This is a genomic window from Pseudomonas sp. NBRC 111132, from assembly GCF_001320565.1.
GTDB classification, from domain to species: domain Bacteria; phylum Pseudomonadota; class Gammaproteobacteria; order Pseudomonadales; family Pseudomonadaceae; genus Aquipseudomonas; species Aquipseudomonas putida_P.
The window spans coordinates 1-18,341 of the sequence record NZ_BCBI01000047.1 but is presented as its reverse complement, the minus strand read 5'-3'; the positions used below and the strand labels follow the sequence as shown (position 1 = coordinate 18,341).

Annotated in this window: 17 protein-coding genes; 3 read left to right on the top strand and 14 right to left on the bottom strand. The window is 63.4% G+C overall.

Annotated features, from left to right (window positions below; translation table 11 throughout):
* Both rapZ and APH35_RS20365 read left to right on the top strand, forming a co-directional pair.
* The gene (rapZ, locus tag APH35_RS20370; protein WP_060515351.1) at window positions 1-855 is read left to right on the top strand and encodes an RNase adapter RapZ; all 855 of its coding nucleotides are present in this window, start codon (window positions 1-3) and stop codon (window positions 853-855) included.
* Window positions 856-874: 19 nt separating this feature from the next.
* Window positions 875-1,147 (top strand): HPr family phosphocarrier protein, encoded by a 273-nt coding sequence (locus tag APH35_RS20365; protein ID WP_010952144.1) that lies wholly within the window; start codon window positions 875-877, stop codon window positions 1,145-1,147.
* 45 nt (window positions 1,148-1,192) lie between these two features.
* On the opposite strand, the gene APH35_RS20360 is transcribed toward APH35_RS20365, so the two are convergent.
* From APH35_RS20360 to pmbA, 6 genes are all read right to left on the bottom strand, one after another.
* Window positions 1,193-2,086 (bottom strand): ZIP family metal transporter, encoded by an 894-nt coding sequence (locus APH35_RS20360; RefSeq protein ID WP_012270653.1) that lies wholly within the window; start codon window positions 2,084-2,086, stop codon window positions 1,193-1,195.
* An 11-nt stretch (window positions 2,087-2,097) separates the two neighbouring features.
* Complete coding sequence (locus APH35_RS20355) at window positions 2,098-2,709, bottom strand: superoxide dismutase (RefSeq protein ID WP_012270652.1); 612 nt, start codon at window positions 2,707-2,709, stop codon at window positions 2,098-2,100.
* 1 nt (window position 2,710) lies between these two features.
* Entirely contained in the window at window positions 2,711-3,172 is a 462-nt protein-coding gene (locus APH35_RS20350) for a hypothetical protein (protein ID WP_012270651.1), read from the bottom strand.
* Window positions 3,173-3,200: 28 nt separating this feature from the next.
* Window positions 3,201-4,577: a class II fumarate hydratase gene (locus tag APH35_RS20345; protein WP_060515350.1), complete on the bottom strand. Its 1,377-nt coding sequence runs from the start codon at window positions 4,575-4,577 to the stop codon at window positions 3,201-3,203.
* A complete protein-coding gene (locus APH35_RS20340) occupies window positions 4,570-4,971 on the bottom strand; it encodes a hypothetical protein (RefSeq protein WP_012270649.1) in 402 nt (133 codons plus the stop codon). Before APH35_RS20340 ends, APH35_RS20345 begins: the two co-directional genes overlap by 8 nt.
* A gap of 128 nt (window positions 4,972-5,099) precedes the next feature.
* Window positions 5,100-6,446, bottom strand: coding sequence for a metalloprotease PmbA (pmbA, locus tag APH35_RS20335; protein ID WP_060515349.1), 1,347 nt, complete (start codon window positions 6,444-6,446; stop codon window positions 5,100-5,102).
* A gap of 109 nt (window positions 6,447-6,555) precedes the next feature.
* Between pmbA and yjgA the strand changes: the two genes are divergently transcribed.
* Window positions 6,556-7,077, top strand: coding sequence for a ribosome biogenesis factor YjgA (gene yjgA / locus APH35_RS20330; protein WP_012270647.1), 522 nt, complete (start codon window positions 6,556-6,558; stop codon window positions 7,075-7,077).
* 57 nt (window positions 7,078-7,134) lie between these two features.
* Here the strand turns inward: yjgA and tldD are convergent, their stop codons facing one another.
* From tldD to mreB, 8 genes are all read right to left on the bottom strand, one after another.
* A complete protein-coding gene (tldD, locus tag APH35_RS20325) occupies window positions 7,135-8,574 on the bottom strand; it encodes a metalloprotease TldD (protein ID WP_012270646.1) in 1,440 nt (479 codons plus the stop codon).
* A 2-nt stretch (window positions 8,575-8,576) separates the two neighbouring features.
* A complete protein-coding gene (locus APH35_RS20320; RefSeq protein ID WP_012270645.1) occupies window positions 8,577-9,428 on the bottom strand; it encodes a carbon-nitrogen hydrolase family protein in 852 nt (283 codons plus the stop codon).
* Window positions 9,429-9,436: 8 nt separating this feature from the next.
* Window positions 9,437-13,258 (bottom strand): YhdP family protein, encoded by a 3,822-nt coding sequence (locus tag APH35_RS20315; protein ID WP_060494442.1) that lies wholly within the window; start codon window positions 13,256-13,258, stop codon window positions 9,437-9,439.
* A gap of 82 nt (window positions 13,259-13,340) precedes the next feature.
* On the bottom strand, window positions 13,341-14,798 hold the full coding sequence (gene rng, locus APH35_RS20310) for a ribonuclease G (protein WP_012270643.1): 1,458 nt from the start codon (window positions 14,796-14,798) through the stop codon (window positions 13,341-13,343).
* A 57-nt stretch (window positions 14,799-14,855) separates the two neighbouring features.
* Window positions 14,856-15,464, bottom strand: a complete 609-nt coding sequence (locus tag APH35_RS20305; protein WP_012270642.1) for a Maf family protein — start codon at window positions 15,462-15,464, stop codon at window positions 14,856-14,858.
* Window positions 15,465-15,496: 32 nt separating this feature from the next.
* Window positions 15,497-15,985, bottom strand: a complete 489-nt coding sequence (gene mreD / locus APH35_RS20300; protein ID WP_012270641.1) for a rod shape-determining protein MreD — start codon at window positions 15,983-15,985, stop codon at window positions 15,497-15,499.
* Window positions 15,985-16,962, bottom strand: coding sequence for a rod shape-determining protein MreC (gene mreC / locus APH35_RS20295; RefSeq protein ID WP_012270640.1), 978 nt, complete (start codon window positions 16,960-16,962; stop codon window positions 15,985-15,987). The genes mreD and mreC overlap by 1 nt, the downstream gene beginning before the upstream one ends.
* Before the next feature lie 226 nt (window positions 16,963-17,188).
* Complete coding sequence (gene mreB / locus APH35_RS20290; RefSeq protein WP_003255163.1) at window positions 17,189-18,226, bottom strand: rod shape-determining protein MreB; 1,038 nt, start codon at window positions 18,224-18,226, stop codon at window positions 17,189-17,191.
* Between the last annotated feature and the right edge of the window lie 115 nt (window positions 18,227-18,341).

Genomic DNA, 18,341 nt, shown 5'->3' with positions numbered 1-18,341 from the left:
ATGCGCCTGATCATTGTCAGCGGCCGGTCCGGCTCCGGCAAGAGCACTGCCCTCGATGCCCTGGAAGACAACGGTTTCTACTGCATCGACAACCTGCCGGCCGGGCTGCTGCCGCAGTTGGCGGAAGACGCACTGATCAACACCGAACTGCTGCAACCGAAGGTTGCCGTGTCGATCGACGCACGCAACCTGCCCAGCCACCTGACGCGCTTCCCCGAATTGCTCGAAGAAGCCCGCGCGCGGAACATCCAGTGCGACGTGCTGTTTCTGGATGCCGACGAAGATATGCTGCTCAAGCGTTTCTCGGAAACCCGCCGCCGCCACCCGCTGACCAACGCCAACCGCTCGCTCGCGGAAGCAATCCGCGTGGAAAGCGATTTGCTGGGGCCGATCGCCGACCTGGCCGACCTGAAAATCGACACCACCAACCTGAACCTGTATCAGCTGCGTGACTCGATCAAGCTGCGCCTGCTCAACCAACCCGAGCCTGGCACTGCGTTCCTGGTCGAGTCGTTCGGCTTCAAGCGCGGCATGCCGGTCGACGCCGACCTGGTGTTCGATGTGCGCTGCCTGCCCAACCCCTACTGGAAGCCCGAGCTGCGAGAGCACTCGGGCCTCGACCAGCCAGTGATCGACTACCTGGCTGCCCAGCCGGATGTCGAAGACATGTACAACGACATTTCGGGCTATCTGCTCAAGTGGTTGCCCCGCTTCGCCGCCAGCAACCGCGCTTATGTCACCATTGCCATCGGCTGCACCGGCGGCCATCACCGTTCGGTGTACATCACCGAGCGCCTTGGCCAACACCTGCAGCAAACCCTGAAAAACGTCCAGGTCCGCCACCGCGACCTCTAGCCCAAGGATCCGCCCCACGATGCCCGCCCGCGAAATCACCATCATCAACAAGTTGGGCCTGCATGCCCGGGCGGCAGCCAAGTTCGTCGGCGTGGCCGGCCGCTTCCCCTGCCAGGTACGGGTTGGACGTGCGCCGGACAAGCTGGTGGATGGCAAGAGCATCATGGCGGTGATGATGCTGGCAGCGGGCAAAGGCACCCAGGTGCACCTGCATACCGAGGGTGAGCAAGACAGCGATGCCATGGACGCGCTGGTCGAACTGATCAACAACTTCTTCGACGAAGGCGAATAAAGCCGGCACACTCCTTGTTGGAGTGCGCGCCAACCTGATGATGAATCAGGACATCGCGGTATCCATCACCATCATCAGACAGAAGCCGATACACAACCCCAGGCTAGCCAGCCGATGGTGGCCATTGCTGCGCGACTCCGGGATGATTTCCTGGGTGACCACTAGCAGCATCGCCCCCGCCGCACAGGCCAATCCCAGCGGCAGCAGGAGTTCGGCAACATTCACCAGCCAGGCACAGATCACTGCGGCCACCGGTTCGACCAGCCCTGACGCAGCGCCTATCAGGAAGGCTTTGAAACGCGGCATGCCCGCCCCGGCCAGCACCAGCGCAATCACCAGCCCCTCAGGCACATCCTGCAACGCAATGCCCATGGCCAGGCTGTCGGCGTCGGCCATGCCGCCACCGGCCGACACTCCAATCGCCATGCCTTCAGGGATGTTGTGCGCAATGATGGCAATGACAAACAGCCAGATACGTGCAGCAATCACCGGCTGATTGTCGGTGCCAACCAGCGCTTCTGGCGAGGCGCCAGACACCTTGAGGTCGACCAGAAACAGGCACAGCGCACCGAACAACAAGCCGAAGCTGATCAGGCCACCCGCGCCCCAAGGGCTGAACCCGATGGACTGGGCGGCATCCAACCCCGGAATGATCAGGGAAAACGCGGTGGCTGCCAGCATCACACCGGCGCCGAAACCCAGCAGCGTGTCGGCCAGCGCCACTGGCATGTTGCGAATGACCAGTACCGGTACTGCGCCCAGTGCAGTGCCCAGTGCACATAACGCACCGCCCTCCAGGGCGCGCAGCATGCGCGGTTCCAGGTCCAGCCAGGCGAGGCCACGCGCTACCAGTAGCGCGGTGCCAGCCAGCAACAGCAAGGTCCCAAGCGCCAGGCGGAACAGGCGCACACTGCTGACAGACATCACCTCAGAGCGCATACCGGTCCGACTCACTTCAGGGCTTCGAGGTAACGGCGCTCCACTTGCGCCCAGTCAATGACGTTGTAGAAGGCGCCGATGTATTCCGGACGACGGTTTTGGTACTTGAGGTAATACGCGTGCTCCCACACGTCCAGGCCGAGGATTGGCGTATTGCCGTGCATCAACGGGCTGTCCTGGTTGCCACTGCTCTCTACCACCAGGGTTTTCTGCGGTGTCACGCTTAGCCAGGCCCAGCCGCTGCCGAAGCGCGTCAGCGCAGCCTTGGTGAAAGCCTCCTTGAAAGCCTCGAAGCCGCCCAGTTGCGCGGTGACAGCTTGCGCCAGCTGGCCCACAGGCTCACCGCCACCCTGTGGCGACATGACGGTCCAGAACAGGCTGTGGTTGGCGTGGCCGCCGCCGTGGTTGGTCACTGCGCCACGCAGGTTTTCCGGAAGTTGCTTGACGGCGCCAACCAGCTTCTCAACCGGCCATTCGGCCCACTCGGTGCCTTCGATAGCGGCGTTGAGACCATTCACGTAGGTCTGATGATGCTTGGTGTGGTGGATTTCCATGGTCTGGGCGTCGATGTGCGGCTCCAGCGCGTCATAGGCGTATGGCAATGCAGGCAGGGTATGTGGCATGTCAGTGAATTCCGTAGGCATGGGTTCTGGGTGCCAGGTCCCGCTGGGCAGCGAGCTCGCTGGCCCCGGCGCTGTGGCGACTTAGCAGGCGCTCGGTACGCGGGTACTGGCCGTACTCGGCGATGAAACTCAGCAGTTCGGTGTAGGTGCGCCCGCTGTGGCGCAAGGCCGCATCACGCAGCGCCTGCGGCAGGCGCGTCTCCTGGCTGGCCTGCAGCAGCCGCTGGTGAGCGGCGCACAAGTAGTCGGCGCTTTCCTGCGGCTGGTTCAGGCGCAGGTGCAGGTCGGCCAGGTTATGGTGGGCGATGACGAAAGCGGCCACCGCTTCGTCGACGTCATGCCAGCGCTCGAACAGCACCTGGGCCAGCGCCAGGGCTTGCAGGTAGTGTTCCCGGGCGTCGACCAGCTCGCCTTGATCGAACAGGCGGTTGGCGGTTTCCGTGGTGCGTTTCCAGTGCTGCATGGCAAATCTCCTTGGCGGTGACGCAGGGTCAGATTCCGCCGGCGGTGAGTTTTTCCGGGTCCAGCAGTGCTTCGAGCTGGTCACGCGACAAATCGGTGTGCTCCAGCGCCACATCGATGATCGGGCGACCTTGCTTGTACGCGGTCTTGGCGATTTCGGCGGCCTTGAGGTAGCCGATGATCGGGTTCAGCGCAGTGACCAGGATCGGGTTGCGCGCCAGGGCTTCCTTGAGCTTGCCCTCGTTGACCTTGAAGGTGGCGATGGCCTTGTCGGCCAGCAAGCGGCTGACGTTGGCCATCAGCTCGATGCTTTCCAGCAGGTTGCGGGCGATCACCGGCAGCATCACGTTCAGCTCGAAGTTACCGGACTGCCCCGCGATGGCGATGGTGGCGTCGTTGCCAATCACCTGGGCGGCGACCATGGCAGTGGCCTCCGGGATCACCGGGTTGACCTTGCCCGGCATGATCGAAGAGCCAGGCTGCAGGCCTTGCAGCTCGATTTCGCCCAGGCCGGCCAGCGGGCCGGAGTTCATCCAGCGCAGGTCGTTGGCAATTTTCATCAGTGCCACAGCGGTAGTCTTGAGCTGGCCAGACAGGGCCACGGCGGTATCCTGCGAACCGATCAGGGCAAACAGGTTTTGCCCTGGGGTGAACTCGACTTGGGTCAGGCCACTGAGTTGGCGGGCAAACACGCCAGCGAACCGGGGGTGGGCATTGATGCCGGTACCCACGGCGGTGCCGCCCTGGGCCAGCGCCTGCAGGCTCGGCAAGGTGGCTTCGAGGTGTGCCTTGGCGCCGTTGATCTGTGCCGCCCAGCCATCCAGCACCTGGCTCATGCGCACCGGCATGGCGTCCATCAGGTGGGTGCGGCCCGTTTTCACATACTGATGCACTTGCGCCGACTTGGCCTCGATCACCTGTACCAGGTGCGCCAAGGCTGGCAGCAACTGTTCGTGCAGGGCCAGCGCGGCACTGACGTGGATAGTGGTCGGGATGATGTCATTGCTGCTCTGGCCACAGTTGACGTGATCATTGGCATTGACTGCCTCACCCAGTACGCGGCTGGCCAAGGTCGCGATCACTTCGTTGGCGTTCATGTTCGAGCTGGTGCCGGAGCCGGTCTGGAACACATCGACCGGGAAATGCTGGATGAAGTCTTCGGCCAACAGTTGCTCGACAGCCTTGACGATGGCTTGGCCCTGCGCGGCGGACAGTTGTTCCAGCTCGATGTTGGCCTTGGCCGCGGCTGCCTTGGCCAGCAGCAGAGCACGAATGAACTGGGCCGGCATGCGCTGGCCGCTGATCGGGAAGTTGTCGACCGCGCGTTGGGTCTGGGCGCCGTACAGGGCCTGGGCAGGCACCTGCAGTTCACCCATGCTGTCACGCTCGATACGGGTATCACTCATCATCAAATCCTTGCATCAGTTCATCGGGAGAAATCGACGGCAGCAGGCGGCAATTTGCCAACTGCAGGGCGTAGGGTTGCCAGCGCTGGTTCTGCTCCTGGCGGTCGAGGTTGCGCAGGTCCAGCAGCGGTCGCCAGGCCTGGTCCAGGCACTGGCAGCGCCAATGCCAGGGCAGCATGCGGTCGCAGGCGGTATCCAGCAGCAGGCGGAAGGAGGTCAGTGCCACCGTCCATGACGAGGTTTGCGTACAGCACACCAGGTAGCGGCCTTCGGCCAGGTAATGCTCGATCAGCCGTGGCTCGTCAGGCTCGAGCGCACAGCGAATGCGCCGGCTGAGCCAGCGCCAGTTTTCCAGGTAGGGCAGTTCGCGGAGGACGGGTTTCATGAACATCATCGCCGGGTGACTGGATAATGATATTCATTATTAAGTGATAAATAGAATCACTTCAAGTAGCCGTTAGTGAAAGAAAAACCCGGCACGATGGCCGGGTCTTCGATTTCACTGCATGTTTCTGGCGGCAATTAGCTACCCGCGACGGTCATCCGCTCGATCAGCACCGACCCGGTATGGATATTGCTGCGCGTTTCAAGATCGTTACCGATCGCGACAATTTGCTGGAACATGTCTTTCATATTGCCGGCGATGGTCACTTCTTGAACCGCGTGCTGGATCTCGCCATTTTCGACCCAGAAGCCAGCTGCACCACGGGAATAATCCCCCGTCACCATGTTCAGCCCATGCCCCATCAGCTCGGTCACCAGCAGGCCGCGGCCCATACGGCGAATCAACGCGGCCTGGTCTTCGACGCCGTGGGTGACGAACAGGTTGTGCACACCACCGGAGTTGGCCGTGCTTGGCAAGCCCAGCTTGCGCCCGGAATAGGTGCCCAGCAGGTACGACACCAGCTCGCCTTTGTCGACGAACGGCTTGGCGTAGGTGGCCAGGCCATCACCGTCGAACGCGGCGCTACCCAACGCGCGCGGAATGTGCGGGCGCTCGTCGAGGGTAAGCCAGGAAGGGAACAGGCGCTGGCCAATGGTACCTTCGAGGAAGGACGACTTGCGGTACAGGTTGCCGCCGGAAATAGCCGACAGGAAGCTGCCGAACAGGCCACCGGCCAGTTCGGCCGAAAACAGCACCGGCACCTCGCAAGTGGGAACCGGCCGGGCACCCAGTCGGCTGGCAGCACGCTGTGCAGCGCGAACGCCAATGCTGCGCGGGTCGGCCAGCAAGTTGCCCTGACGGTTCACGTCGTACCAGTAGTCACGCTGCATCTGCCCTTCGCCTTCGGCGATCATCACGCAGCTCAGGCTGTGCCGGGTCGAGGCGTACCCACCGATGAAGCCATGGCTGTTGCCATACACGCGGCAGCCCTGGTGGGTATTGAGGGTGGTGCCATCGGCGTTGAGGATGCGCGGGTCGGCATCAAACGCCGCCGCCTCGCAGGCCAGGGCCATTTCGATGGCCTTTTCGGGTTCGATATCCCAATCGTGGTACAGGTCCAGATCAGGAATTTCACGGGCCATCAGCGCCGCGTCGGCCAAGCCCGAACATTCGTCTTCGGAAGTATGCTTGGCAATGGCCAGGGCAGCGGCAACGGTTTCGCGGATCGCGTCCGGGCCACTGGCCGAAGTGCTGGCCGAGCCTTTGCGCTGGCCAACATAAAGGGTGATACCAAAGCCCTGGTCGCGGTTGAATTCGACCGTCTCGACTTCACGCTGGCGTACCGTGGTGGACAAGCCCTGCTCCAGCGAAACTGCCACTTCGCAGGCACTGGCCCCTTGGCGGCGCGCCTCGGCGATGATCGCCTCGACCTGCTCCTGCAATGCTGGCAGGTCTTTCGGACCTACGCTCTGGACTGCACTCATGGTTCTCTCCACTCAAATTCTGCGTACGGCTTGGGGTCATTCTACGACCGGGCCGGACAAGCGGCCCCCGACTGGTTATCATGGCGACGATTTCTAGCGGACTGCCACCATGGTTGATTCAAACAACGACGCCTTCGACGGCGAAAAAAGCAAAACCCAGATCAAGCGCGAACTGCATGAGCTGGTCGAACTCGGTGAGCGCCTTACCACGCTCAAAGCCGATACCCTGGCCCGCCTGCCGTTGACCGACGAGCTGCGCAAGGCCCTGGCCGAGGCCAGCAAGCACACCGCTCATGGTGCCCGTAAACGCCACATGTCGTTTGTCGGCAAGCTCATGCGCGTGCAGGACCTCGATGCCATCCACGCCCTGCTCGAGCAGATGGACAGCTCGAGCCGCCAGTACAACGAGCGTTTCCACAGCCTGGAGCGCTGGCGCGACCGGCTGATCGACGGCAACGACGAGGACCTCGAGCGCTTCGTCAACGAGTACCCCGACACCGACCGCCAGCAGCTGCGCTCACTGGTGCGCCATGCCCAGCACGAAAAGGCCCGGAACAAGCCGCCAGCCGCCGCGCGCAAGGTATTCAAGTACATCCGCGACCTCGACGAGTTGCAGCGCGGGTTGCGCTGACATACGGGACCGATGTGGCAGCGAGCATGCCCGCTGCCACATCGGTCCCCGCAGCCATCACGCCCCGGTACCGCCCACGGTAATCGCATCCAGCTTCAAAGTCGGCTGCCCGACCCCCACTGGCACCGACTGCCCGTCCTTGCCGCATGTCCCTACCCCGCTGTCCAGCGCCAGGTCGTTACCGACCATCGACACACGGCTCATCGCCTCCGGCCCATTGCCGATCAGGGTCGCGCCCTTCACCGGGGCGGTAATCTTGCCGTCTTCGATCAGGTAGGCCTCACTGGTCGAGAACACGAACTTGCCGCTGGTGATGTCCACCTGGCCACCACCGAGGTTGGCGCAGTAGATACCCTTCTTCACCGACGCAATGATTTCCTGCGGGTCGCTTTCGCCGGCTCGCATGTAGGTGTTGGTCATGCGTGGCATCGGCAGGTGCGCATAGGATTCACGGCGACCGTTGCCGGTCACCGCCATGCCCATCAGACGCGCGTTCAGCTTGTCCTGCATGTAGCCCTTGAGTACGCCGTTCTCGATCAGCGTGGTGCATTCGGTCGGGGTGCCTTCGTCATCCACGCTCAGCGATCCACGGCGGCCTTCCAGGGTGCCATCGTCCACGATGGTGCACAGGCTCGACGCCACTTTCTCGCCGATGCGGCCACTGAATGCCGAACTCCCCTTGCGGTTGAAGTCGCCCTCCAGGCCATGGCCGACCGCCTCGTGCAACAGCACGCCCGACCAGCCCGAGCCCAATACCACCGGCAAGGTACCGGCCGGCGCCGGGATGGCCTCCAGGTTCACCAAGGCCTGGCGCAGCGCCTCGCGGGCATAGCCCATCACCCGCTCTTCGGTGAAGAAACGGTAATCGGTACGCCCGCCACCGCCCTGCCCACCGCGCTCGCGACGGCCGTTCTGCTCGACGATGACGCTGACGTTGAAGCGCACCAGCGGGCGCACGTCGGCGGCCAGGCTGCCATCGGCCGCCGCGATCAGGATGCGCTCCCAGACTCCGGCCATGCTCACGCTGACTTGCTGAATGCGGGGGTCCAAGGCGCGGGTAGCGGCATCGACACGCTTGAGCAGCTCGACCTTTTCGGCACGGCTGAGCACGTCCAGCGGGTTGTCCGCGGCATACAGGGCAGTCACCTCCTGGCTGCGGAAGGCCTGCACCGTGCCGTTCTGCCCAGCGCGGGAAATCGAACGGGCCGCACGGGCTGCCGAGGTCAGTGCTTCGAGGTTGATGGCATTGCTGTAGGCGAAACCGGTTTTTTCACCGGATTGGGCACGCACGCCCACGCCTTGGTCGAGGTTGAAACTGCCCTCTTTGACGATGCCGTCTTCCAGCGCCCAGGTTTCCGAGATCTGGCCCTGGAAATACAGGTCGGCGGCGTCGATGCCGGGGCCGGCCAACTCACCCAGTACGCTCTGCAGGCTGTCCAGGGTCAAGCCGCCTGGGGCCAGGAGCTGCTCACTGACGGTGGATAACATCTGGCTCATAGTCACTCCGAGGTGTGCGCAGGCCGCAACGCGCCCTGCGAAAAAAAGCGCCGGTGCGAAACCACCGGCATGCGCGCCCGAATGGACGCTTGTTCTTCAATGTCGCGCTCGGCAAGCAGTACCGCTTCGCCTTGCGCCTGTTCTGCGACGATGCGCCCCCAAGGGTCGACGATCGCCGCATGGCCATGGGTTTCCCGTGGGCCTGGGTGGGTGCCTCCCTGCGCCGCAGCCAGCAGGTAGCACTGGGTTTCGATGGCCCGGGCGCGCACCAGCACCTCCCAATGTGCCGCGCCGGTCACGGCGGTAAAGGCAGCCGGCGCAGTGATCAGCTCCGCGCCGGCAGCACGCAATGCGCTGTACAGTTCGGGGAAACGCAAGTCGTAGCACACGCTAAGCCCCAGCCGTCCGACGGGCGTGTCGGCCACCACCACTTGGGCGCCATGGGCGTAGTCGTCCGATTCACGGTAGCGGCCGCGATTATCGGCAACGTCCACGTCGAACAAGTGCAGCTTGTCATAACGCGCCACCACCTCGCCGTGTTCATCGATCAGCAGCGAGCAGGCATGGGCCTTGGACTCAGGCCGGCCGACCGGTGGCAAGGGCAAGGTACCGGCAACAATCCATAACTTGAGGTCGCGGGCGGTGCGTTTCAACCATGGCAGAATCGGCCCATCACCCAAGGCTTCGGCACGGCCAATGGCTGCGGCGTCCTTGCGGCCCATGGCGGCGAAGTTTTCCGGCAGTACCGCCAGCCGTGCGCCGCCCAACGCTGCCTGCTCCAGCAGGGCACCGGCACGCTGCAGGTTGGCCAGCACGTCATCCTGGCTGACCATCTGGATTACCGCTGCCTTCATGGGTACTCCTAGCGGGATTTCTCGAAAGGTTTCACAAATGTGATTCTAGGCTCTTTCCACGGGCCTTCGACACGGTAGTGAACGCTGGCAAAGCGCGACACACGATCACCGATCAGTCGATCGACCAGGAACAGCGCCCCGCCCACAGCGGGTGCGCCGACGATCAGCGCCGCCAGCGGCAGATTATTGGTCACCGGCAGGCTCACCTGCAGGTTGGCATCCACCCGGTCGCGCACCATGTCCAGCGTGCCATCCAGCTCGAAGTTGCTCGATGGGCCGGTCACGGTGATCGGTTCGCGGGTCACGTACACGCCGCTACTGGCTACCAGCAAACCCTTGACCCGGTCATAGGCCAGGCCCTTGTCGAACAGGTCGGAGAAGTCCAGACGCAGGCGCCGGCCAATCGAGTTGAAGTTGAGCAGGCCGAACACCCGCAGTGCCTGGGCGCTGCCTTCAACCTCGACGAATTGGCCCGTACGCAGCGCCGCATCCATGCTGCCCGAAAAACGCGTCAGGCTCACCGCGGCAGGCGAACCCGGCCAGCGGCCATCTACATCCAGGCGGAAGTCGCGGCTGGTCACGGTGGGAGCGAAGCCCCAGGCCTTGAGCACATCCGCCAGGTTCTTGCCGTCCAGACGCCCTTTGTACCAGCTGCTGGTTTTGCCGGTTTCACCTTCCCAGCCGCCACCGCCATCGATGCGCAAGCCTTTGAAGTCAAGGTCGATGTCGCTGGCGGTAACGCCACGCGCAGTCGGCCGCAGCTTGATCGAGGCGCTGCCGAACAGGTCGTCACCGCGGTAGAGCTTGTCGATGCTCAGGTCCAGCGCCGGCACCTTGCGCGGATCGAACGAGGCCAGCGGGTCCGGGCCTTCTTCAGCCTGCTGCTCTGCGGCGCTGGCGGCAGGCAGGCGCAAGGTCTGCATGCGCACGACCATTGGCGCGCCCTTGGCATCCGGTACGCGGGCGTTGCCGATGACTTCCTTGCTATCGAGGCGCAAATCCCAGGCCGGGCCGCCTCGAGCCAGCCGCACTACAGCCTGATTCAGATCCATGCCGAAGGCTTTCAACTGGCCGATGCTCAGGTCGACGCTTTGCAGGTTCTGCCGCGCACTGCCACCGGGGTCGTCACCGGCCAGGCGGGCCGCCTGTTCTTGCCAGGGAGCCAGGTCCAGCGCCTCCAAACGCCCGCGCACCCTCAGGCCTTGGCTGGCAGGTAGCTGGGCGTCACCGGTACCCAACAGTAGCTCGCCACGGCCCTGTGCCAGCTTGTCGGCCGGTGCGGCATAGGCAAAACGTGCAAGGTCGGTATAGGAGGCATCGAAGCGCCGCTCCGGGCCTTGCAGGTTCATGCTGAAGCGGCTGTCGCGGGTATCCGCCGCTGCTTTGCCGAACGGCGCTGGCAGGTCGATCGCCAGGCCCTTGAGGCTGGAGGTGACGCTCAGGCTGTTTTCCCGGCTGCCCAGGCTTAGCTGCAACTGGTACGGCAGGTCGCCGGACGCCGGCAAGGACGGGGTGAACTGCAGCCAGTCGGTCAACGCTTTGAGCGATACCTGGCCATTGGCATTGATACGGGTCTGCATCTGCCCCGCTTGGCCTTCAGCGGAGATTTGCGCCGTCACTGGCTTGCCGAAGGCCTGCAAGCTGATGCCCTTGCCACTCAGGCCCTTGTCGAAGTCGAAGCTGAAGTCACCCTTCAGGCGGTTCAATTCCAGGCTCGGCGGGGCGACTTTCAGCCGCGCATCGCTGGTGGCGAAGTCCACCTGCACTTTCGGCCGCTGCCCATGGGCCAGCGGGATGTCGAGTTTGACCTTGCCCTTCAGTGGCCCCTCACCTTCCCAGCCGGCGAAAATCTCACCGGTGCCGATTGGTGCTTCCTTGAGGATTTTCAGGCCATCGCCCAGGCTGCCGTCGAAATCGCCATCCAGGTAAAGGTGGCTGTGCTGATCACCCTCGACATGCGGAATATCGACCTGTACATCGCTGACTTTGGTGTCGAGCAACACACCGCGCTGGGCCTTGATGCGCACGCCGCTGTCCTCGATGAACACATCGCCATCCACATGCTGCACCTGCGGCCAACCGGGCTGGAAATCCAGGGCCGCGTCATGCACCTTGAAGAACAGGCTGATACTGCGTGCCTCTGGCACCGCGCCATGATTCAACGACCCCTGGTACTGGAAGTAACCTTCATCCACCGCGCCTTTGACGATGGCGCTGCGCAGCCACTCGTCGAGCGCCGGGCTAAGCACTTCGGGCAGGTATTTGGCGGTATAGCGACCATCGCCCTCGGTCAGGCCGACGCGCAGGTCCATGTAATCCTCGCGGCCTTCCTCGAACAATAGGCGGATCAGGAAGTCACCGGCGATCTTGCCTTCTTCGCCCAGCACCTTGAGGTACGGCGCGATCAGGGTGAAACCGTCTTTGTCCAAGGCCCAGGTCAGCTGTGCATTGGCCTTCTGGTAGTGCCAGGGTTTGGCGAAGATCGGGTACAGATGCAGCATGAACGCATCGGTATCCAGGCGCAGCTCGCCGTGGCCCAGGTCACCACTGATGCTGCCACTGACGTTACCGGCGGCTGGCGCACTGTGATAAGCCTCAAAACCCACCTTCTCCAGGTTGGCGGCGAACTGCAAGCGCTGATCACCCTCGGCCTTGGGCCTGGCCTCGAGGCGCACATTGCGCAGCGCACCGGTCACCTTCAAGCCATTTACCACGTCCATGACGTTGTCTGGCAGCGGTGCCAAGGCATCGATCAACGGGGTCAGCGGCGTGAGGTCGAGACGATCAGCCTGTACCTGCCAGCTTTCATCGGCAGCACTCTGGCCAGGGCGCTGCTGCAACTGCAGGTGCGACTCCCAGCGACGCTTGCCGATGTCCATGGCCAACGAGTCGACCACCACATCGAAGCCCTGCTCGCGACGCTGGAACCAGGCGCCCAAGGCCAGGTTATCCAGCTTGGCGGCCTTTCGTCCGGCATAGGCGCCTTGTAGCTCAGGCGCATTGAGCCGTACTACGGCCTGCTGCAGCTGCCCTTTGCCCCAGTCGACCCAGAACTCACCACCTGCGCGCAGGGTGTCAGCTTGCCACTGTCCCAGCAGACTTGGTGGCAGCCAGTGCGACCAGTCACTTTGCGGCAGGCTCAGATAAGCTTCGACCTGGCCATCGCGCCAGGCCTTGGCCGACATACGGCTGTGCAGGGTGAGTGCCAGAGGCTGGCCGTCAGGCAAGGTCGCCCGCAGGTCCACCGCCTGGCGTGCTGGGCCGGCCTGCAGGCCAGCGCTCACATAAGTCAGGGTAAGCGGGTCGCGCTGCCAGGGGTGCAGGGTGACCTGGCTGTCGAATACATCGACGCGGCCTAGCTGGCGCAGGCGCTGCAACAGGTCGGCCGGGTCCAATGGCGCATCGTCCTTCTTGGGTAGGCCTTCGAGGTCCCAGACGCCCTGCTCGTTCTCACGCAGGATCAACTGCAAGCCGCCCAACTGGATGCGTGCCAGGCGCACTTCGCGGGCGGTGAGGCTGGCCCAGACGTCGGGCACCACCATCACGTCATCCAGGCGCAGCGCGGTGGCGCCTTCGCCCAATTGCAGGTCGCGCACCCGCAGCACCGGTGCCAGCCCGCTCCAACGGCCTTCCAAGGCACCCACATGTACGGGGAGGCCCAGCGCCTGCTCGGCCTTGCGCTCTACATCGGCGCGGTACTCGGCGACCAGCGGCACCAGTTCGCGGCCGAGGCTGACATACAGCGCCACCAAAACCGCCAACAGGGCGCATACGCCCAGCCCCCAGCGGGTCAGGGCGACAAGAACGCGGGTCAGACGTCCCATGGCCATGGCCCTCCAAGTCGTTTATCCATGATGGCCCGTAGTGCCGGTTTTGCCAGCCAGACCATCCAGCGGCGTGTTCGAGAAGACCTCAGAGCAGCACCACGTCGTATTGTTCCTGCGAATACATCGACTCGACCTGGAAGCGAATGGTTCGGCCGATGAAGGCTTCCAGTTCCGCCACGTTGCCCGATTCTTCATCCAGCAGGCGATCGACCACCTTCTGGTTGGCCAGCACACGGTAACCCTCGGCCTGATAGGCACGGGCCTCGCGCAGGATCTCGCGGAAGATTTCGTAACAGATGGTCTCGGGAGTCTTCAGCTTGCCGCGCCCCTGGCAGGCCAGGCACGGCTCGCACAGCACCTGCTCCAGGCTTTCCCGCGTACGCTTGCGGGTCATCTGCACCAGGCCCAGCTCGGTGATGCCGATGATGTTGGTCTTGGCGTGGTCGCGCTCCAGCTGCTTTTCCAGGGTACGCAGCACCTGACGCTGGTGCTCTTCGTCTTCCATATCGATGAAGTCGATGATGATGATGCCGCCAATGTTGCGCAGGCGCAGTTGCCGGGCGATGGCGGTGGCGGCTTCGAGGTTGGTCTTGAAGATGGTTTCTTCGAGGTTGCGATGGCCCACGAACGCCCCGGTGTTGACGTCGATGGTGGTCATCGCTTCGGCCGGGTCGACCACCAGGTAGCCGCCGGACTTCAGCGGCACCTTGCGTTCCAGGGCACGCTGGATCTCGTCTTCGACGCCGTACAGGTCAAAGATAGGCCGCTCGCCTGGGTAGTGTTCGAGGCGGTCGGCGATTTCCGGCATCAGCTCGCCGACGAACTGCGTGGTTTTCTGGAAGGTTTCCCGCGAGTCGATGCGGATCTTTTCGATCTTCGGGTTGACCAGGTCACGCAGGGTACGCAGGGCCAGGCCCAGGTCTTCGTAGATGACTGTGGGTGCGCCGCAGGTCTTGATCTGGGTGCCAATCTGCTCCCACAGGCGGCGCAGGTAGCGGATGTCCTGCAAGATTTCTTCGGCACGCGCGCCCTCGGCTGCGGTGCGCAGGATGAACCCTCCGGCATCCTTGATGTTCTCGCTGTCCATGCAATCGCTGACCACCTGCTTGAGGCGCTCGCGCTCGGCTTCGTCCTCGATTTTCAGCGAAATACCGACATGGCTGCTGCGCGGCATGTACACCAGGTAGCGCGACGGGATCGACAGCTGAGTGGTCAGGCGTGCACCCTTGGTGCCGATCGGGTCCTTGGTCACCTGCACCACAAGGGCCTGGCCTTCGTGTACCAGTGCGGTGATGTTCTCTACCGCCGAACCTTCGCGCTGGGATATTTCCGAGGCATGGATGAACGCTGCGCGCTCCAGGCCGATGTCGACGAAGGCCGCCTGCATGCCCGGCAGCACGCGTACCACCTTGCCCTTGTAGATATTGCCGACGATGCCACGGCGCTGGGTGCGCTCGACGTGCACTTCCTGCAGCACCCCGTTTTCCACCACCGCCACACGTGACTCCATCGGCGTGATGTTGATCAGGATCTCTTCACTCATGGCAGGCTCTCGTCAAAGGTCTTTTGTAATGATGGATGGCGTATGCACTGCTGGCTACTACGGGTTTGTTACCTCTGGCGTATGCACGGGCGCTTGCCAGCAGGCGATGCCGAACTGGCCAAGCACGTCGGCCGTTTCACTGAGCGGCAAGCCAACCACCGCCGAGTAGCTGCCGGAAAGGTCGGTGACGAACACCGCGCCCAGGCCCTGGATGGCGTAGCCGCCAGCCTTGTCCGCTGGCTCGCCGCTGGCCCAGTAGCGCTGCGCTTCATCGGCGCTGATAGTGCGAAAACGTACTGTGCTGGTGACGCAAAAACTGTGCACGCGCTGGCCATCATCGAGGGCGACAGCGGTCAGCACCTGATGCTCACGGCCTGAAAGGTCTGCCAGCATGGCCAAGGCATCTTCGCGGTTTTCCGGCTTGCCGAGAATACGACCATCGAGCACCACGGCAGTGTCTGCGCCGAGCACTACAGCGGGGCCATCGACACTGGCCAGGCCGGCCGCAGCCTTGGCCCGAGCCAGGCGTTCGACGTAGGCCGGTGCGCTTTCGTTGGCTAGCGGGGTTTCATCGATGGGGGCGCTGATGACGCTGAACGGCACACCGATCTGGGTCAGCAGTTCACGACGACGGGGCGAGCCGGAAGCCAGGTATAGCGGGTTCATGCAGACATCTCCCTGTCAGTGGCGCGTCGCCGTCAATTGATATGCAAACGTCGGCGCAAATCGCGCAGGGCGAAACTGATCCACGGCCAGAGCAAGGCACTAATCACCGCCGACCAGACTAGCGCCAGGGTAGGCAGGCGATTGCCGGTCAGTGCGCTGAGCCACAGCTGAATCAGCTGGGCGATGCCGAAGATCACCAGGATGACCAAACTTTGCTGCCACATGGGGAACATGCGCAGGCGTTGCTGCAAGGACAGCACCAGGAAGGTGATGAGGGTAAGGATCAGCGCGTTCTGCCCCAGCAGGGTGCCGTATAGCACATCCTCGGCCAGGCCCAGCAAAAACGCGGTGGTCATGCCGACCTTGTTCGGCACGGCGAGGGTCCAGAACGACACCAGCAATGCCAGCCACATGGGCCGGAACACTTCCATGAACTGCGGCATGGGCGAAACGCTGAGCAGCAAGCCGATGGCGAACGTCAGCCAGATGACCCAGCCATTGTTGCGGCGTGATGCAGCCATCATTGCCTCCGGGTGTGAGCGGGTGCGGCCGGCGTGACAGGTGCAGCAGCTGGGGCTGCTGACTGCGCGGGCGGTGTAGCCGGCGCTGCCGGGGTGGCTGGCACGGCAGGTGCAGCCTGCTCGCCGGTAGCGGCCGGCTGGCCAGCAGGCGCGTTGCCCTTGCGGTCGGCCTCTTCCTGGGCAATGGCGGCATCGGTGGCACGCTGCTCCGGGCTACGCCGATCACTGAACACCAGCAGCATATAGCGGCTGCGGTTGAGTGCGGCGGTGGGGATGGCACGGACAATGGCAAATGGCTGGCCGGAGTCGTGGATCACTTCGTTGACCGTAGCCACCGGGTAACCGGCCGGGAAGCGCTGCCCCATGCCGGAACTGACCAGCAGGTCGCCTTCCTTGATGTCGGCGGTGTCGGCCACATGGCGCAACTCCAGGCGCTCCGGGTTGCCGGTGCCGCTGGCGATGGCACGCAGGCCGTTGCGGTTGACCTGCACCGGAATGCTGTGGGTGGTATCGGTCAGCAACAGCACCCGCGAGGTGTAGGGCATCAACTCGACCACTTGGCCCATCAGGCCACGGGCATCGAGCACTGGCTGGCCCAGGAACACACCATCACGCTCCCCCTTGTTGATCAGGATGCGGTGGGTGAACGGGTTGGGGTCCACACCGATGAGCTCGGCCACTTCGACCTTTTCGTTGACCAGGGCCGATGAATTGAGCAGCTCGCGCAGCCGCACGTTCTGCTCGGTCAGGGCCGCCAGCTTCTGCAGGCGCCCCTGCAGCAGCAGGGCTTCGGTCTTGAGCTTCTCGTTTTCGGCTATCAGCTCGGTTCGGCTGCCGAACTGGCCGGCCACACCTTGCCAGGCACGCTGCGGCAAGTCGGTGATCCAGTACGATTCCATCAGCACCAGGCCCATCTGGCTGCGCACGGGCTTGAGCACGTCGAAGCGCGCGTCGACAACCATCAACGCGACCGACATCACCACCAGAACGAGCAGGCGAACGCCCAGCGAAGGGCCCTTGGAGAAAAGCGGTTTAATGGGCCGTTCCTCGTGGACGACTCAGGAGGTCATTGGACATGGGACAACGCACCAGCCTGGTTGCGGGTTGACGGATACGGCGCCCCAAACGGGCGCCAGCCCAGCGCATACAGGTAGCACTGTGCGTACTACCTGTAAACCGGGCGCTCGTGAACAGCGAGTGGGATCACTCGCTGGAGAGCAAGTCCATCGCGTGCTTGTCCATCATCTCCAGGGCGCGACCGCCGCCACGGGCGACACAGGTCAGCGGGTCCTCGGCGACGATCACCGGCAGGCCGGTTTCCTGGGCCAGCAGTTTGTCGAGGTCACGCAGCAGCGCACCACCACCGGTCAGCACCAGACCACGCTCGGCGATGTCCGAAGCCAGCTCCGGCGGCGACTGCTCGAGGGCGCTCTTGACCGCTTGGACGATGGTCGCCAGCGACTCTTGCAGCGCTTCGAGCACTTCGTTGGAGTTCAGGGTGAAGGCACGCGGTACGCCTTCGGCCAGGTTGCGGCCGCGAACGTCGACTTCACGTACTTCGCCACCGGGGTAGGCCGTACCGATTTCCTGCTTGATACGCTCGGCGGTGGATTCGCCGATCAGGCTGCCGTAGTTGCGGCGCACGTAGGTGACGATGGCTTCGTCGAAGCGATCGCCGCCAACGCGCACGGATTCGGCATAGACCACGCCGTTCAGCGAGATCAGGGCGATTTCGGTGGTACCGCCACCGATATCGACGACCATCGATCCGCGAGCCTCTTCGACCGGCAGGCCGGCACCGATGGCAGCAGCCATCGGCTCTTCGATCAGGAACACTTCACGGGCACCGGCACCCAAAGCCGACTCGCGGATGGCGCGGCGCTCGACCTGGGTCGACTTGCACGGCACGCAGATCAGCACGCGTGGGCTTGGCTGCAGGAAGCTGTTCTCGTGAACCTTGTTGATAAAATATTGCAACATTTTTTCGCACACGCTGAAGTCGGCGATGACGCCGTCCTTCATCGGACGAATGGCAGCAATGTTGCCAGGCGTACGGCCCAGCATGCGTTTGGCTTCGGTACCGACGGCGACGACGCTTTTCTGGTTGCCATGGGTACGGATGGCAACAACCGAGGGCTCATTCAGGACGATACCGCGCTCACGCACGTAAATAAGGGTGTTGGCAGTACCCAGGTCGATGGAAAGATCGCTGGAAAACATGCCACGCAGTTTCTTGAACATGGGAAAGTGACCCTGGGGAAAGCGTGGGTAAAAAAGTGCGGCAAACTCTAACAATGGCAGGGATTTTGGGCAAGGAGCCAATATGTTAAATTGGCTGTTTTTCCGAGCACGCCAG